We start from the raw sequence: 16,280 nt of genomic DNA, 5'->3' as shown, positions 1-16,280 counted from the left end.
CGCCCGTTCCGGTCATGCTGGGAGGCGCGGTGCAGAATCCCACCGACGCGAGCGCAATGACCCTCGCGGACGTCCGGCGCGATGTCGCCGACTTGCTCGGCTGCTCGCCGACACAGCTCGACGACGACAGCGATCTGCTGCATCTGGGGCTGGACTCGATCAGCGTGATGCGGCTGGCGGCAGGTTGGCAGGCTGCCGGGGTGCCGATCACCTACGGCGACCTGTTCCAGTGGCGCACTGTCCGGCAGTGGTGGGACCTGATGTCCGCGCTGCCCGGAACCGCCCCGCAGACCGCGCCACCACCGGTCGAGCCGGTCGACGCCACCGCCGCGTTCCCGCTCGCCACCATGCAACACGCCTACTGGGTCGGCCGCTCCGACGGCGTACCGCTGGGCGGGGTCGGTGCCCACTTCTGCAACGAGTTCGACGGCGCGGGCGTCGACCCCGACCGGCTGGAGGAGGCGGTCCGCGCGCTGATCCGTCGCCATCCGATGCTGCGGGCCACCTTCGCGGACGCCCAGCAGCGGGTGCTGCCCGACTCCGACTGGAAGCTGACCGTCCACGACCTGCGCGACCTGCCGCCGCAGCAGCGCGACGAGACGCTGCTGCGGGTACGCGACCACATGTCCCACCGCCGGATGCGGGTGGAGGTGGGCGAGGTGTTCGACGTGCAGCTCTCGCTGCTGCCCGACGGCCGCACCCGGGTCCACGTGCAGATCGAGATGCTGGTCGCCGACGCTCACAGCTTCCGGGTGCTCCTGGCCGACCTGGCCGCTCTCTACCTGGGCCGCGACGACCTGGCCCCGATCGGTCTGTCGTACGCCGAGTACCTGGCCTCGACCAGCGCCGAACAACCCCCGGCTGAGGACGTGGCCTACTGGCGTGGGCGGCAGGACACCCTGCCCGGCCCGCCGCAGCTACCACTGGCGGCCCCACCCGCCGCCGTCCACGGCCACCGCGTCGGCCGCCGGCACCGCAGTCTCGACCCGGCCACGGCGACGGCGGTACGCGAGACCGCGCACCGACACGGACTCACCCCGGCGGTCGCCTTCCTCAACGCCTTCGCCGACGTGCTCGCCGCGTTCAGCGCGGACGACCGGTTCGTGCTCGGCCTGCCGCGCTACGACCGCCGCCCGGTGCACCCGGACATCGGCGCGGTCGTCGGTGACTTCACCAACCTCGTCCTCCTCGAGGTGGACGTGGCCGTGGCGGAGACGTTCGCCGGTCGGGCCACCGCCCTCCAGGACCAACTGCGCCGCGACCTGTCCCACGGCGGCGTCAGCGGTGTCGAGGTGCTCCGCCAGCTGGCCCGGACCCGTGGCACCGAGGCGGTCGGTGCGCCCGTGGTGTTCACCAGCGCGCTCAGCCTCGGCGACCTCTTCGCGCCCGAGGTCCGCCACTGTTTCGGCACGCCGGGCTGGACGACATCGCAGACACCCCAGGTCTGGCTCGACTTCCAGGTCACCGAGCGCGAGGGTGGCCTGCTGCTGAACTGGGACGTGGTCGAGGAGCTGTTCCCATCCGGCCTGGTCGACGCGATGTTCGACGCCTACGAACGACTGGTCGACCGGCTCGTCACCGAGCAGGACTGGGACCGACCGCTGCCGGTGACGCTCGACCCGGCGGTGGTCGCCCGCCGGGCGGCGGTCAACGACACCGACGCCCCGGTGCGGCGACGGCGGCTGCCCGACGACTTCTTCACGTACGCCGAACGGCAACCCGACCGGGTGGCGCTCTGCGGCAGCGGCGGCCGATGGCACTACGGCGAATTGGCCCGGCGGGCCGACGCCCTGGCCGCGACGCTCACCGGTCGCGGCCTACGCGACGGCGACCGGGTGGCCGTCACCCTGCCGAAGGGCTTCTGGCAGGTGGCGGCGGTGCTCGCCGTGCTGCGGGCCGGCGGGGTGTACGTGCCGGTCGGACCGGACCAGCCGGCTCCGCGCCGGGCCGCCATCCTGGCTCGGGCGGGCGTACGGCTGACGATCACCGCCGACACCGACACCGAACCGGTGGTCGAGACGATCGCCCCGGCCGAGCCGAGCGCCGATGCCCCGGTGCCGCCATCCACCGACCCGGTGGCGTACGTGTTGTTCACCTCCGGATCGACCGGCGAACCCAAGGGCGTCGAGGTCGGTCACGCCGCCGCCCTCAACACCATCGACGACCTGACCCGCCGGTTCGCCATCGGGCCGGACGACCGGCTGATCTCCGTGTCGGCCCTCGACTTCGACCTGTCCGTGTTCGACATCTTCGGGGCGCTCGGCACCGGGGCGTCCCTCGCCGTCGTCGACGAGCAGGAGCGGCGCGACGTCGCGGCCTGGTGGCGGCTCGTCACCACCTGGCAGGTCACCGTCTGGCAGTCGGTGCCGCTGCTGCTCGACACGTTCCTGACCACCGCCGCTGAACAGGGCGAACCGGTGCCGCTGCGGCTGGCCCTGGTCGGTGGGGACTGGGTGAGCCCCGCCCTGTCGACACGGCTCGCCCGGGTCGCGGCGGCGGCACGCCTCGTCGCGCTGGGCGGCACCACCGAGACCGCGATCCACTCCACGATCCAGGAGGTCCCACCCGTACCGCCGGCGCACTGGTCGGCGGTGCCCTACGGGCGACCGCTGGCCAACCAACGGCTACGGGTGGTCGACCGACGGGGTGCCGACCGCCCCGACTGGGTTCCGGGAGAGCTGTGGATCGGCGGCGCGTCGGTGGCGCACGGATACCGTGCCGACCCCGCCCTGACCGCCGATCGTTTCGTCGACCGGGACGGTCTGCGCTGGTACCGCACCGGTGACCTGGCCCGCTGGTGGCCGGACGGCACGGTGGAGTTCCTCGGCCGCGCCGACCACCAGATCAAACTTCGTGGCCACCGCATCGAGCCCGGCGAGATCGAAGCCGTGCTGCGGGCCTGCCCGGCCGTTGCCGACGCCGTCGTGGTGGCTGTCGGCACGGCGGCGCAGAAACGGTTGGCGGCGGCGGTGGTGCCGGCCGCCGACGATCCACGGACGGTGGACCCGCAGGCGCTGCAGGAATGGGTCCGGGACCGGCTGCCGAGCGTCATGACGCCCCAGTCGTTCACCGTGCTCGCCGAGTTGCCCTCGTCCGCCAACGGCAAGCTCGACCGTCGCCGGATCACCGACCTGCTCGCCTCCGCCCCGGTACGCCCGGCTCACCGCGACCCGGTGGGCGCGCGGGAGGAGCGGCTGGCGCAACTGTGGGCCGAGTTGATCGGGCTCGACGTCGTCGGCCGCGATGACAGCTTCTTCGCGATCGGCGGTGACAGCCTGGTCGCCACCCGGATGCTGGCCCGGTTGGCCGCCGACGGCTTCGGCGGTGCCGAACTGAGCCGCCTGTACGCCACGCCGGTGCTCGCGGAATTCGCCGCCGGCCTCTCCGACCTACCGGCCGGTCACTGCGAGGTGGCCCCGGTGGTGCCCGATCCGGCGCACCGCCACGACCCGTTCCCCGCCACCGACGTGCAACGGGCCTACTGGTTGGGCCGCCGTGACGACTTCGCGCTCGGCGGGGTCGGCTCGCACTGGTACTGGGAGTTCGACGGCAAGGGTGTCGACATCGGACGGTTGGAGGCGGCCATCGGTCGGCTCGTCGAACGGCACGACATGTTGCGGGCGATCTTCGACGAGGACGGGCGGCAACGCGTACTGGCCCGGGTGCCGGCCTTCCGGATCGGCGTCACCTGGGCCGACGCCGACGCCGTCACCCGGATGCGGGGCACGCTCTCCGAGCGGGTTCCCGACCCGCACCGGTGGCCGCTGCTTGAGGTCCGCGCAGTGTGTTACGGCGGCGATCGCACGGCCATCGGGTTCAGCTTCGACTACATCGTGCTGGACGCGCTGAGCATCGTGCGGTTCTTCGCCGAACTGTCGGCGCTCTACCGCGACCCGACCGCCGAACTCCCACCGGTCGACATCACCTTCCGCGACTACGTCACCCAGGCCGCCCCGGCCCCGCAGGTACGCGCCGCCGCCGAAGCCTGGTGGCACGAGCGGATGGCCGAGCTACCCCCGCCACCGGCGCTGCCGCTGGCCCGCGATCCGGACACCGTGCGACGACCCCGGTTCCGTCGGCGGGAGGCGCGGCTGACCCCCGGGCAGTGGCAGGCCCTGCGGGACCGGGCCCGGCAGGCCGGGGTCACCCCCGCCGGGGTGTTGCTGGCCGCGTACGCAGAGGTGCTCGGACGCTGGTCGGGCAGTACCGAACTCACCCTCAACGTCACCATGTTCAACCGGCGGGACGTGCACCCACACGTCGACCGGGTCCTCGGCGACTTCACGTCGCTGGCCCTCGTACCGGCTCGGCTCGCACCCGGCACGGCGTGGACGGCGACGGTCCGCCAGGTGCAGCAGGCGATGTGGGAGAGCGTCGAGCACGGCGCGGTGTCGGCTCTGTGGGTGCTGCGCGAGCGGCAACGCCGGGACCGCGACGCCGGTTCGACCATGCCGGTGGTGTTCACCAGCGCCCTCGGCGTGGCGGACGAGCTGACCGAGCTGCGGTTCCCGTTCGGCGAGTTGGTGCACGGTCTGTCCCAGACCCCGCAGGTGTGGCTCGACAACCAGGTGATGGAGCGCGACGGCGGGCTCGTGTTGACCTGGGACGGGGTGGACGAGCTGTTCCCCGAGGGGCTGCTCGATGATGCCTTCGACGCCTATCGCCAACTGCTGGAGTGGCTCGCCGACGCGTCGTGGGAGCAGCCCGCACCCGACCTCCTACCGGCGGCGCAGCGACGGGTCCGCGACGCGATCAACGACACCGTCGGCCCGCTACCCGAGGGCAGCCTGCTCGACGGGTTCCTCGCCCAGGCGGCCCGTCGGCCGCACGCGCCGGCCCTGGCCTGGGGCACCGACGACGGCGGTCTGAGCTACGGCGACCTGGCCGACTCGGTGTTGCGGGTCGCCCGCCTACTGCGCGACGCCGCAGTGGTGACCGGTGACCGGGTGGCGGTGAGCCTGCCCCGTGGACCTGCTCAGGTGGTGGCCGTTTTGGGGGTACTGGCCGCCGGTGCGAGCTACCTTCCGCTCGGCGTCGACCAGCCCGCCGACCGCCGGGACCGGATCCTGCGCGCCGCAGGCGTTCGGCTGGTCATCGGGTTGCCCGGCGCGACCGAGGTCGTCCCGGTGGTCACCCTCGACCTGGCGGCCGACCCGCTGCCCGCCGCCGTGCCGGTCGCACCGGACGCGCTGGCGTACACCATCTTCACCTCGGGCTCGACCGGCACGCCGAAGGGCGTGGACATCACCCACCGGGCCGCGTTGAACACCATCGCCGACATCAACCGCCGGTTCGCGGTCGGCCCCGACGACCGGGTGCTCGCGGTGTCCGCCCTCGACTTCGACCTGTCGGTCTACGACCTGTTCGGCGTCCTCGGCGCAGGCGGCACGGTGGTGCTGGTGGCCGAGGAGGAGCGGCAGGAACCCCGACGGTGGGCGGCGCTGGTCGCGGCCAGAGAAGTGACCGTCTGGAACTCCGCGCCGGCCCTGCTGGACATGCTGTTGACCGCAGCCGACCCCGGTGAGTTGCGGACCCTGCGGCTGGGCCTGGCCTCCGGTGACTGGATCTCCCTGGACCTGCCGGGCCGGTTCGTCGCCGCAGCCGCGTCCGGGGCTCGGTTCGTCTCGCTAGGCGGTGCCACCGAGGCGGCGATCTGGTCGAACCTCCACGAGGTCAGCACCGTCGAGGACGGCTGGCGTTCGATCCCGTACGGCAGGCCGCTGCGCAACCAACGGTTCCGGGTGGTGGATCCGCGTGGCCTCGACTGCCCCGACTGGGTGGCCGGCGAGCTGCACATCGGTGGGGTCGGCCTGGCGCTCGGCTATCGCGGTGCACCGGAGCTGACCGCGGCGTCCTTCGTCGACGGTCCGGGCGGTCGCTGGTATCGCACCGGCGACCTGGGCCGCTACTGGCCGGACGGCACGCTCGAACTACTCGGCCGGACCGATCTCCAGGTGAAGATCGGCGGCTACCGGGTGGAGTTGGGCGAGGTCGAGGCGATGACGGTACGACAGCCGTCAGTCACCGGCGCGGTGGCGCTCGCGGTGCCGGCCGCGCGGGGCCGTCGGCTCGTCCTGGCCGTGCAGGTGGAGTCGGGTCACCACGCACAGCCCGACGAGATCCGTCGTCAGCTCGCCGCGCGACTGCCCGCGTACATGGTTCCGGAGCTGATCGTGACGGTGGACCGCTTCCCGGTCACCGCGAACGGCAAGGTCGATCGGGGCCGCGTGGCCCGGCTCTTCGACGCGCCGTCGACCGACGGTGACGAGCCACCCGACGGTCCGGCGGAGAACCTGCTGGCTGCGGCGTGGACCCGGCTGCTGGACATCCCGTGCGTCGGCCGCCGACACAACTTCCTCGAACTCGGTGGTGACAGCCTGCTGGCCACCCGGCTGGTCGATCTGCTGCGCCGCGAACACGGCGTCGAGCTGACGCTACGCGATGTGCTGGCCGCGCCGACGCTGGCGGAGATGGCGGCCGTCGTGAACCAGCAGTCGAGGCTGACCAGCGGGCCGGTGGACGAGGGGGTGCTGTGAACACTACGGCGGCGCGGCTGGTGCGATCGTTGGCCGAGCAGGGCGTACGGCTCTGGGTCGACGACGGGCAGCTACGGTTCCGGGCACCACAGGGCGTACTCGACGACAACGCGCGCGACGCGGTCCGGGCCGTACGCGAGGAGATCATCGCGTACCTGGAGCAGGGCACCCCCGAGGTCGTGGCCGACCCGGCCGCCCGACACGAGCCGTTCCCGGTCACCGACGTCCAGTCGGCCTACCTGCTCGGCCGGACCGGCACGTTCGCCTACGGCGGGGTGGCCTGCCACGGCTACGGCGAGCTGACCTACCCGGGTGTCGACGAGGCACGCATGGTCCGCGCCTGGCAGGAGGTCGTACGCCGGCACGACATGCTCCGCGCCGTCGTCGACCTGGCCGGCACCCAGCGGGTGCTGCCCGATCCGCCACCACTACCGGTCACCGTCTGCGATCTGCGCGGCAAGCCGGTCGAGGAGTACCAGGCCGCCGTGCGGCGCAACCGCGCCGAACTGGACCACCGGGTGGCCGATCCGACCCGATGGCCGCTCGTGGAGGTACGCCTCACCCTGCACGACGAGACCGCGGTCGTGCATGCCTCGATCGACTTCCTGGTCGCCGACTTCGTCAGTGTGCAGGTGATCCTCGACGAGGTACACCGGCTCTACCTGGAGCCCGACGCGGAGCTGCCCCGGCTGGAGCTGACCTTCCGCGACTATCTGGCGGCCGAACGTCGCTGGCGGGAGGCGCACCACGAGGCGGCCCGCCGCTACTGGCTCGACCGGCTGCCCGACCTGCCTCCGGCACCGGCGTTGCCCGTGCTCCCGTCGCCTCCCGAGCCCCGGTTCCGGCGGCGGGCCGCCGTCGTGTCGCCGGAGAACTGGGACCGGCTGCGTGACCAGGCACGCCGCCACGGGGTGAGCGCGTCCACCGCGGTGCTCACCGCGTACCAGGAGGTCATCGCGGCGTGGAGCGGTAATCCCGCCTTCACCATCAACGTCACCCTGCTCAACCGGCTGCCCCTGCATCCGCAGGTGTCGCAACTCGTCGGCGACTTCACCTCGGTCTCACTGCTGGCCCGCGACGGCACCGGGGCCACCTTCGCCGACCGTGCCCGCGAGACGCAGCTACGGCTGTGGCAGGACATCGACCACCGCGCGTTCAGCGGCGTCGAGGTGATGCGTGAGATCACCCGACGCAGCGGTGCCGGGGCCGCCATCTTCCCGATCGTGTTCACCAGCGCGATCGGGCTGGACACGCCCACCCCGGTGGACGCGCCGACCCTCGGCCACGGCATCAGTCAGACCCCGCAGGTCTGGATCGACTGCCAGAACATCGAGCGCGACGGCGGGCTCTCCACCACCTGGGACGCCCGCGAGGGAGTGCTTCCCGACGCCCTGCTCGACGACGCCTTCGCCGCCTACGAGGACCTGTTGGCCCGGCTCGCCGACGGTTCGGCCTGGTCGGCCGCGTACCCGGTCGGGCTGCCGGAAGCCCAGGCCCGGCGCCGGGCCACGGTCAACGACACGGCCGGGCCGGTGCCCGCCGGTCTGTTGCACGACGGCGTCGTCGCGCAGGCCACCCGGCACCCCGACCGACCGGCCGTGATCGACGCCGACCGCACCATGAGCTACGGCGAGTTGCTGGTGCACGCCAACGGTGTCGCCGACGCGCTGCTCAAGACCGGCTGCCGCCCGGGTGAGCTGGTCGGCATCACCCTCGACCGCAGCTGTCACCAGCTCGTCGCCGTGCTGGGAACGCTGCTGGCCGGCGCGGTGTACGTGCCCGTCGACCCGGCCCATCCGCCCCGTCGCCGGGCCGAGATCATCGAACGCGCCGGCATCCGGCTCGTTCTCACCGATCCCGGGTACGCGACCGGCCCGGGGACGACCTCGATCGTCGTGGCCACCTGTCCGCCCGCCGCCCGGCCGCCGGAGATCCCGCCCGTGGACCCCGACGGGCTCGCCTACGTCATCCACACCTCCGGCTCGACCGGCGTGCCCAAGGGCGTCATGATCAGCCATCGGGCCGCCCTCAACACCGTCGCCGACGTCAACGTCCGCTTCGATGTCGGACCCGACGACCGGATCCTCGGCCTCTCCCAGCTCGGTTTCGACCTGTCGGTCTACGACATGTTCGGCCCGCTCAGCCATGGTGGCTGCCTGGTCGTGCCGGCCACCGACCGGCGCAACGATCCGTCGCACCTCGCCGCGCTGGTCGTGGCCCACGGCGTGACGATCTGGAACTCCGTCCCGGCCCAGATGCAGCTGCTCGTCGACTACCTGACCGCGACGCCCACCCCCGGTCTCGACGCCCTCCGGCTGGTGCTGCTCTCCGGCGACTGGATCCCGGTGCCGCTGCCGGACGCGGTCCGTCGGCACCTACCGGCGGCCCGCGTGGTGAGCCTCGGCGGCGCCACCGAGGCGGCGATCTGGTCGATCTTCCACCCGATCGACCAGGTGGACCCGGACTGGCCGAGCATCCCCTACGGGCGGCCGTTGACCAACCAGTCGTTCCACGTCCTCGACCAGGCCATGCGCCCCCGTCCCGATCTCGTGGTGGGCGAACTCTTCATCGGCGGCGTCGGCCTGGCCGACGGGTATCTCGGCGACGCCGACCGCACCGCCGAACGTTTCCCGATCCACCCGGAGACCGGGCAGCGGCTCTACCGCACCGGCGACCTGGGCAGGTACCTACCGAACGGCGACATCGAGTTCCTCGGCCGCGAGGACCACCAGGTCAAGATCCGTGGGTACCGGATCGAACCGGCCGAGGTGGACGCCGCGCTGGTCACCCATCCAGCCGTCGGCCGCGCCGTGACGATCGCCGTCGGCGAACCACCCCTCGGGCGTCGGCTGGTGTCCTTCGTCGAACCGGCCCACCAACCGGGCCGCCCGCCGACCGACCGTGCCGCCGCCGAGGCACCGGTCGCCGCCAGCGCCCGCGACGCCGGTGCCGAGGCGCTGCCCGGGGTGGACCTCGGGGCGTACCGCCGGTTCACCTCGGCGCTCGACCGGGCGGCGCTGCCCGGGATGGTGCTGGCACTGCGGCGGCTCGGGCTGTTCGGGGCCCCGGACGCGGTGCACACACCCGACGAGATCGCCGCGGTGGCCGGCCCCCGACGCCGTCTGGTCCGTCGCTGGCTACGGGCGCTCACCGCCGAGGGCTACCTCGCGTCCACCGGCACCGGCCTACGGCTCGACCGGCCGGTCGAGCAGTCCGATGTGGACGCCGCCTGGCAGGAGGTCGATCGGCTCACCGCCCCGGAGGACGCCAGCCTGGTCGGCTACTTCCGGGCCAGCCTGGACCGGCTGCCGGACCTGCTCCTCGACCACGCCGGAGCACGTGACCTGCTCTTCCCGGAGGGGTCGATCGACATCTCCCGCAGGCTCTACGAGGACGCGCCGTTCAACAGGTGGGCCAATGCCGCCGCAGCCGGTGCGGTACGCCGTATCGCGGCGGACCGGCCGACCGGCTCGCCGCTGCGGGTGCTGGAGGTTGGTGCCGGTGCCGGCGGCACCACGGCGGCGATCCTCGCCGCCCTCGACGGGATCGAGGTCGACTACCTGTGTACCGACCTGTCCCCGTTCTTCCTCGCGCACAGCCGGGAACGGTTCGCCGAACAAGCCGGGATGCGCTGGGCCACCCTCGACCTCAACCTCCCGGCCCGCGACCAGGGGTTGTCGCCCAACACCTTCGACCTCGTCATCGCCGGTGACGTCCTGCACGCGTGCACCGACGTGGACCGCACCCTGCGCAGCCTGGCCGAGCTGGTCGTACCCGGCGGCTGGCTGGTGGCGCTGGAGATGACCCGCGACCACTACCAGATCATGACCTCGCTCGAACTCCTGCTCTCCCCCGACGGGGCGGCCGGCGAGTTCACCGACGTACGCGCCGACACCGGCGACACCTTCCTCGACCCGGCGACGTGGGTCGGCGTACTGGCCGGGGCCGGTGGCACGAGCACGGTCAGTCTGCCCGACGGCGACGAACCCGCCGGCACCCTCGGCATGGGACTGTTCGCCACGCGGTTCAAGGAGAACCGGGCCGCCGTCACCCCCGACGAGTTGACCGCGCACCTGGCCGAGCGGCTTCCGGCCTACCTGCTGCCGTCCGCGTTCCAGGTGCTCGACGCGCTGCCGCTGACCGACAACGCAAAGATCGACCGGGCGGCGCTGCGAGACCTGGCACCGAGACCCGCCGTCGAGGGCGCGCGGACCGACACCACCGGGATCTCCGCCGCCGCACCCGGCAGCGACCTGGAACGCCGGCTCGCCGCCATCTGGGCCACCGCGCTCGGGCTCTCCACCGTCGAGCCGACCGCGAACCTGTTCGCGCTCGGCGGTGACTCCCTCATCTCGGCCCGGATCGCCAGCCAGGTGCAGGCCGAGATTCCGGAAGCCGAAGGTCTCTACTTCGACGAGTTGCTGCGCGAACTGCTGGAGCATCCGACCGTACGGGAACTGGCCCGGTGGATCGGCGCCGACCGGACCGTCTCGACCGCCCCGGCGGCCGGTGACGAACCGGTGACCGGTGAGGGCTCCCCGGTGGTGCCGTTGCGGAGCCGGACGGACAACGGTCCGACGCTGACCGTGGTGCACGACTGCGCCGGCTCCCTGGCCCTGTGGCAGACCTTCGCGGCAGCCGCCGACGGGGCGTTCGTGCAGGGTGTGGACGCCTCGACGGTGCGTGCCCTCGGCACCGGCCTCGACCTGGACCACCTCGCCGCCGAGCTGGCCCGAGCGGTCAGCGCCGCCGACCCGGGACCGGTACGGCTGGTCGGTTACGGGTACACGGCGCTGCTGGCCATGGAGATCGGCCGGGCGCTGGCCGACAGCGGCATCGTGGTCGACCAGCTGGTGATCGTCGGCGGTCGACCCGCCCACCGGTCGCTGGATCCGGAGGCGATGCGGGCCGAGTTCGTCGAGGAGACCGGCCGGGAACCGTCGCCCGACGAGCTGTCCACCTTCACCGCGCTGCACACCGCCCTCGCCGCCCACCGACCCACCCTCTACGCCGGGGACGTCACGCTCGTCCGCCCGGTCGACGACGAGGACGCCGACGAGTTCTGGGCGGACCTGTGTCTCGACCCCGCGCAGGTCGTCACGGTGGCGTCGCCCCGCCATCGCCTCCCGGCCGCGCCGGAGACCCTCGCGGCGGCCCTGTCCGACGGCGGGACGCGAACGTGATCGGCGTCCGGCGCACCACCACGGACGGCGGTGTCATCGCCGTCGTCGGTGCCTCGGGGGCGGTCGGCCGCGCCACCGCTCGTCACCTGGCCGCCAGCGGCGGCGGACCACTGCGCCTGGGTGCACGTCGACCGGCGGAGAACGGCACCCCGGTGACCCGGCTCGACGTCGACGACACGGCAGCCCTGCACGACTTCTGCTCCGGTGCCGCCGTGGTCGCCAACTGCGCCGGGCCGTCGACGGTGGTCGGCGACCGGGTCGCCCGGGTCGCGCTCGCGGTCGGCGCGCACTACGTCGACCCGGCCGGCGACGACCGGCTGGCCGACCTGATCACGCCCCTGACCGCCGGCACTGACCGGTGCGCCGTGCTCTCCGCCGGCATGATGCCCGGACTCAGTGGTGTCCTGCCGCGCTACCTGATCGCCACCACGCCGACGCCGGTACACCGGCTGACCGGCCACGTGGGCGGCCGGGACCACTTCAGCCCGGCCGGTGCCGCCGACTACCTGCGGGCCGAGGAGTTCGGCACCGCGCACGTCGAGTGGCACGCCGGTCGCCTGGTGCCGTCGGCACCCACCGGCCGGGCGGTCACCGTGCCGTTCTTCCCCGAACCCGTGCTGTCGATGCCCTTCCTCAGCACCGAGGCCGCCCGCATCGCCGCCGCCGCCGGACTGACCGAGGTGCGCTGGCACTCGGCCTTCGTCGACGGTCATGTGGCGGCACTGCTGCGCGGAGCCGCGTCACCCGAGCGCCCGACCGGCGAGGCGCTGCGTCAGGCCGCCCGACTCGACCTGTTCGGCCGCACTCCGTACCAGGTGATCGTGGTCGAGGTCGGCGGGGCGGACGGGTCGGCACGGTCGGTGGCGCTGTGGGGGCGGGGGGCGAGCGAGCTGACCGGAGCGATGGTCGCCCACTGCGCCATCCTGCTGCGTGACGAGGGCGGGCCGCCCGGCACCCACCACGCCGCCGATCTGCTCGATCCGGTCACCACCGTCACCGCGCTCCGACAGGCCGACGCGGTCACCCGGATCGTCGAGGTCGACAGCACCGACGGTCTCCACTGGCGGGAGGGAACATTGTGACCGGTGACAGTCGTACCCCCGTGGTCGTGGCCGGCACCCGGTTCGGGCAGGTCTACCTGGAGGCTTTCCGGGCCACCGACGCGCCGATCAGGCTGGCCGGCGTGCTGGCCCGGGGCAGTGAGCGGTCCCAGGCGTGCGCCGCGCGCTACGGTGTCCCGCTCTACCGCGACCCCGACGAGCTGCCCGACGACGTCCGCATCGCCTGCGTGGTGATCCGGGGCGGGCTGCTGGGCGGCCCCGGCACCGAACTCGCCGGCCGGCTCATGGCGCGCGGAGTGCACGTCCTACAGGAACACCCGCTGCACCATGACGAGTTGGCCGACTGCCTGCGGACCGCCCGGCGACACGGGGTCATCTACCGGCTCAACCCGTTCTACCGGCACATGCCCCCGGTCCGGCGGTTCGTCGGCGCGGTCCGCGAACTGCTCCGGCGGCAGCGCCCCCGCTACGTCGACGCGGCCTGCGGTTTCCAACTCGCGTACTCGCTGTTCGACATCCTCGGGCTGGCCCTGTCCGGCCTGCGCCCCTGGTCCTTCGACCCACCAGCGGTGCCCGGGGCGTCGGTCCGGCCCGATCGGACGCCACCGTTCCGCACGCTGGAGGGGGTGCTCGCCGGCGTACCCACGACGATCCGCATCCAGAACGAGCTGGATCCCGCCGATCCGGACAACTACGCCCACCTGCTGCACCGGGTCACCATCGGCACCGACGCGGGCAACCTCACGCTCGTCGGCACCCACGGCCCGGTCGTCTGGTCAGCCCGGCCGGTCTTCCCCCGTACAGTGGCCGACCCGGGCGCGTCCGCCCACTTCGACCAGGCGGTCGACGTCCGGGCCGCACCCAGCACGGTCGTGCTCGGACCGGACACCTCGGCCTCCTACGAGGAACTGTTCGCCACCATGTGGCCGGCCGGTGTTGCCGCCGCCGTCGACCAGCTGCGACGCGACATCCCCGGTGGTCCGGCCCGGGCCGACGGTCAGTACCAACTCACCCTGTGCCAGCTCTGGCAGGACGTCAGCGCGCTGCTCGGGCCGCCGGAACTGATCACCGGTGGTGAGCTGGACCCGCTGGGCGCGGCCGACGTCGCCGCGCTGGCGCAGGCCGGGAAGGCCGCAGCCGGTGAGTAACCTCGTCGACCAGTGGTTGCGGTGCTTCCACCCCCGCCCCACCGCCCGGGTACGCCTGGTCTGCCTGCCACACGCCAGCGGGAACGCGCTGTTCTACCGCGACTGGGGTGCCCTGCTGCCCGACGGTGTCGAGACCTGGGCAGTGCAATACCCGGGCCGGTTGGATCGCCTGTCGGAGCCCTGCGTCACCGACATGGACGAGTTGGCCGACCGGGTGACCGAGGCCCTGTTGCCGCTGACCCGGAACACGGGCGTGGCGCTGTTCGGGCACAGCATGGGTGCCGCGGTCGCCTACGAGGTGACCCGCCGCCTGGAGCACCGGCGTGGCCTCGCCGTACGGCACCTGTTCGTCTCCGCTCACCCGTCGCCCGCCCGGCACCATGGCGGCGATCTGCACCTGGGCTCCGACGACGCGCTCTGGGACGAGCTGCGCCGACAGGACGCCACCAGCGCGGAAACCCTGGACCATCCCCAGCTGCGGTCCCTGATCATGCCGGCGCTGCGCGGCGACTACCAGTTGATCGAAACCTGGCGGCCGGCGCCCGCTCCCCCGCTGTCCTGCCCGGTCACCGCCCTCGGCGGGCACGACGACCCGGATGTCGATCCGGCCGATCTGGCGGACTGGGCGCGCTTCACCACCGGCCGGTACCGGCAGCTGGTGCGGCCGGGCGGCCACTTCTATCTCGTCGACGAACTCGACGCCGTGGTCTCGGCGCTCGAACTCGGGCTCGGCGTCAGCGGCTGAACCGGGCCCAACCGGTCGTCGAGGAACGCCTCCCACATCGCCCTTCGACGCGGCTTCCCGCTGGTGGTGCGGGCGATGCCTCCGGCGGTGGCGGTCACCCCCACCAGGTCTGCGCCGACGAACCGGCCGGTCAGCGCCGCGGCGGACCGCTGCCACCAGCCGGGCTGCGGACGTTCCAGCACGACGACCACGGTCGGTCGGCCGCCCCGGCTACCGGCCAGCACGGCCACCCGCCCCAGCGGAATGTCACCGTCGGCGGCGATCGCGGTCTCCACGTCGGCGGCGAAGACGAAACGGCCGTGGACCTTCACCCCGTCGCCGAGCCGACCGACCAGGAACAGCTCCCCGTCGAGGAGGAAACCGGCGTCGCCGGTGTGGACCGGGTTCGACCCGACGCCGGTACCACCGACCACGATCTCGCCGACCCGTCCCGGTGCCACCGGCTGCCCGGCAGCGTCGCGTACCGACACGGTGACCCCGGCCAGCGGCGTGCCGCACCCCACCACCTCACCATCGGAGGGCGAGGTCACCGCGCGCCAGGGCGCGCCCGACGGCACCCCGGTGACCGCCAGGGTCGCCTCCGCCAGGCCGTACGCCGGTCGCAGCGCGGTCGGGCGCAGACCGAACGGTCCGAGCAACTCCGCGAACCGGCGCAGGGTGGCCGGCGGGATCCGTTCCGCGCCCACGATGACCGAGCGCCAGGCGCCGAAGTCGAGGCCGACGAGGCTCTCCGGGCCTACCCGTCGGGTCACGTAGTCGAGGCCGAACGCCGGCATCGCGGTCAGCCGGGCCCCGTGCCGCCCGAAACACTCCAGGTAGCGCAGTGGATGGCGGAGGAACTCGACGGTCGGCATCGACCACAGGTCACCACCGACCGTCACCGGCAGCAGCAGGCATCCGACCAGCCCCATGTCGTGGTGCACGGGCAGCCATGACGCGGTCGGATCGGCCGGTGTCATGCCCAGCCAGCGGGCGATCGCGCCGAGGTTGGCGGTCAACGAGCCGGTGGCGACCCGTACGCCCCGGGCGGGACCGGTGGTGCCCGAGGTGAACTGGACGACCGCCACGTCCGGCAGCGGCCGACCCGGCTCGCGATCGGCGTCGGGGGCCGCGCCGAGGAGCGCGTCCACCGGGGCGGCGTCGACGCCCCGCACGGCCGCCAGTTCACCCGCGCGGACGGCGGCCTCGTCGTGCACCACCAGGATCGGCGTCGACCAGCCGAGCATCCGGTCGACGTGCGCGTCGTAGCGGTCGGCGCTGGCGAAGGCCGCAGGCGGCGGTAGCGGGGCCGGTGTCGCCCCGGCGAGCAGCGCGCCGAAGAACATGGCGACGAACCGTGGACCGCCCGCCAGCCCGAGCGCCACCACGTCACCGGGCCGCACTCCGGCGGCGACCAGTGCACCGGCCGACCGGCGGGTCAGCGCGGCGAGGGCGTCGTAGGGCCACTCGTCCCACCCCTCGGCGGTCGCGAACCGCACCCACCCGCCGGGGCGGGGGCGTCGCGTCCAGGCCAGCAAGTCGATGTCCACAGCCCGCCCCACCTCGGTGTACGCCTCCACTGTCGAGCACACTAGGCGGCCCCGGAGGGCGCGGGTAGCGTGCGGAGA

The 16,280-nt window shown here is 73.2% G+C and carries 6 protein-coding genes; 5 read left to right on the top strand and 1 reads right to left on the bottom strand.

The window, feature by feature from the left end; all coding sequences use genetic code 11:
• Window positions 1–29: 29 nt before the first annotated feature.
• From ACLQ2S_RS13685 to ACLQ2S_RS13665, 5 genes are read left to right on the top strand one after another with little or no spacing between them, the layout of a single operon-like run.
• The gene (locus ACLQ2S_RS13685) at window positions 30–6,536 is read left to right on the top strand and encodes an amino acid adenylation domain-containing protein (RefSeq protein WP_425701802.1); all 6,507 of its coding nucleotides are present in this window, start codon (window positions 30–32) and stop codon (window positions 6,534–6,536) included.
• Window positions 6,533–11,719, top strand: a complete 5,187-nt coding sequence (locus ACLQ2S_RS13680; protein WP_425701801.1) for an amino acid adenylation domain-containing protein — start codon at window positions 6,533–6,535, stop codon at window positions 11,717–11,719. Before ACLQ2S_RS13685 ends, ACLQ2S_RS13680 begins: the two co-directional genes overlap by 4 nt.
• Window positions 11,716–12,801: an NAD-dependent epimerase/dehydratase family protein gene (locus ACLQ2S_RS13675; RefSeq protein ID WP_425701800.1), complete on the top strand. Its 1,086-nt coding sequence runs from the start codon at window positions 11,716–11,718 to the stop codon at window positions 12,799–12,801. Before ACLQ2S_RS13680 ends, ACLQ2S_RS13675 begins: the two co-directional genes overlap by 4 nt.
• Complete coding sequence (locus tag ACLQ2S_RS13670; RefSeq protein WP_425701799.1) at window positions 12,798–13,928, top strand: Gfo/Idh/MocA family oxidoreductase; 1,131 nt, start codon at window positions 12,798–12,800, stop codon at window positions 13,926–13,928. Before ACLQ2S_RS13675 ends, ACLQ2S_RS13670 begins: the two co-directional genes overlap by 4 nt.
• Entirely contained in the window at window positions 13,921–14,673 is a 753-nt protein-coding gene (locus tag ACLQ2S_RS13665) for a thioesterase II family protein (RefSeq protein ID WP_425701798.1), read from the top strand. The genes ACLQ2S_RS13670 and ACLQ2S_RS13665 overlap by 8 nt, the downstream gene beginning before the upstream one ends.
• On the opposite strand, the gene ACLQ2S_RS13660 is transcribed toward ACLQ2S_RS13665, so the two are convergent.
• Window positions 14,607–16,202: an AMP-binding protein gene (locus tag ACLQ2S_RS13660; protein ID WP_425701797.1), complete on the bottom strand. Its 1,596-nt coding sequence runs from the start codon at window positions 16,200–16,202 to the stop codon at window positions 14,607–14,609. The two genes, ACLQ2S_RS13665 and ACLQ2S_RS13660, sit on opposite strands and share 67 nt — an antisense overlap.
• Window positions 16,203–16,280: the final 78 nt, after the last annotated feature.

Origin of the sequence: Micromonospora sp. DT48 (genome assembly GCF_049844495.1) — a bacterium.
Lineage (GTDB): Bacteria > Actinomycetota > Actinomycetes > Mycobacteriales > Micromonosporaceae > Micromonospora.
Note: the sequence above shows the minus strand (reverse complement) of the source record. Positions and strands in the feature narration are given on the sequence as shown.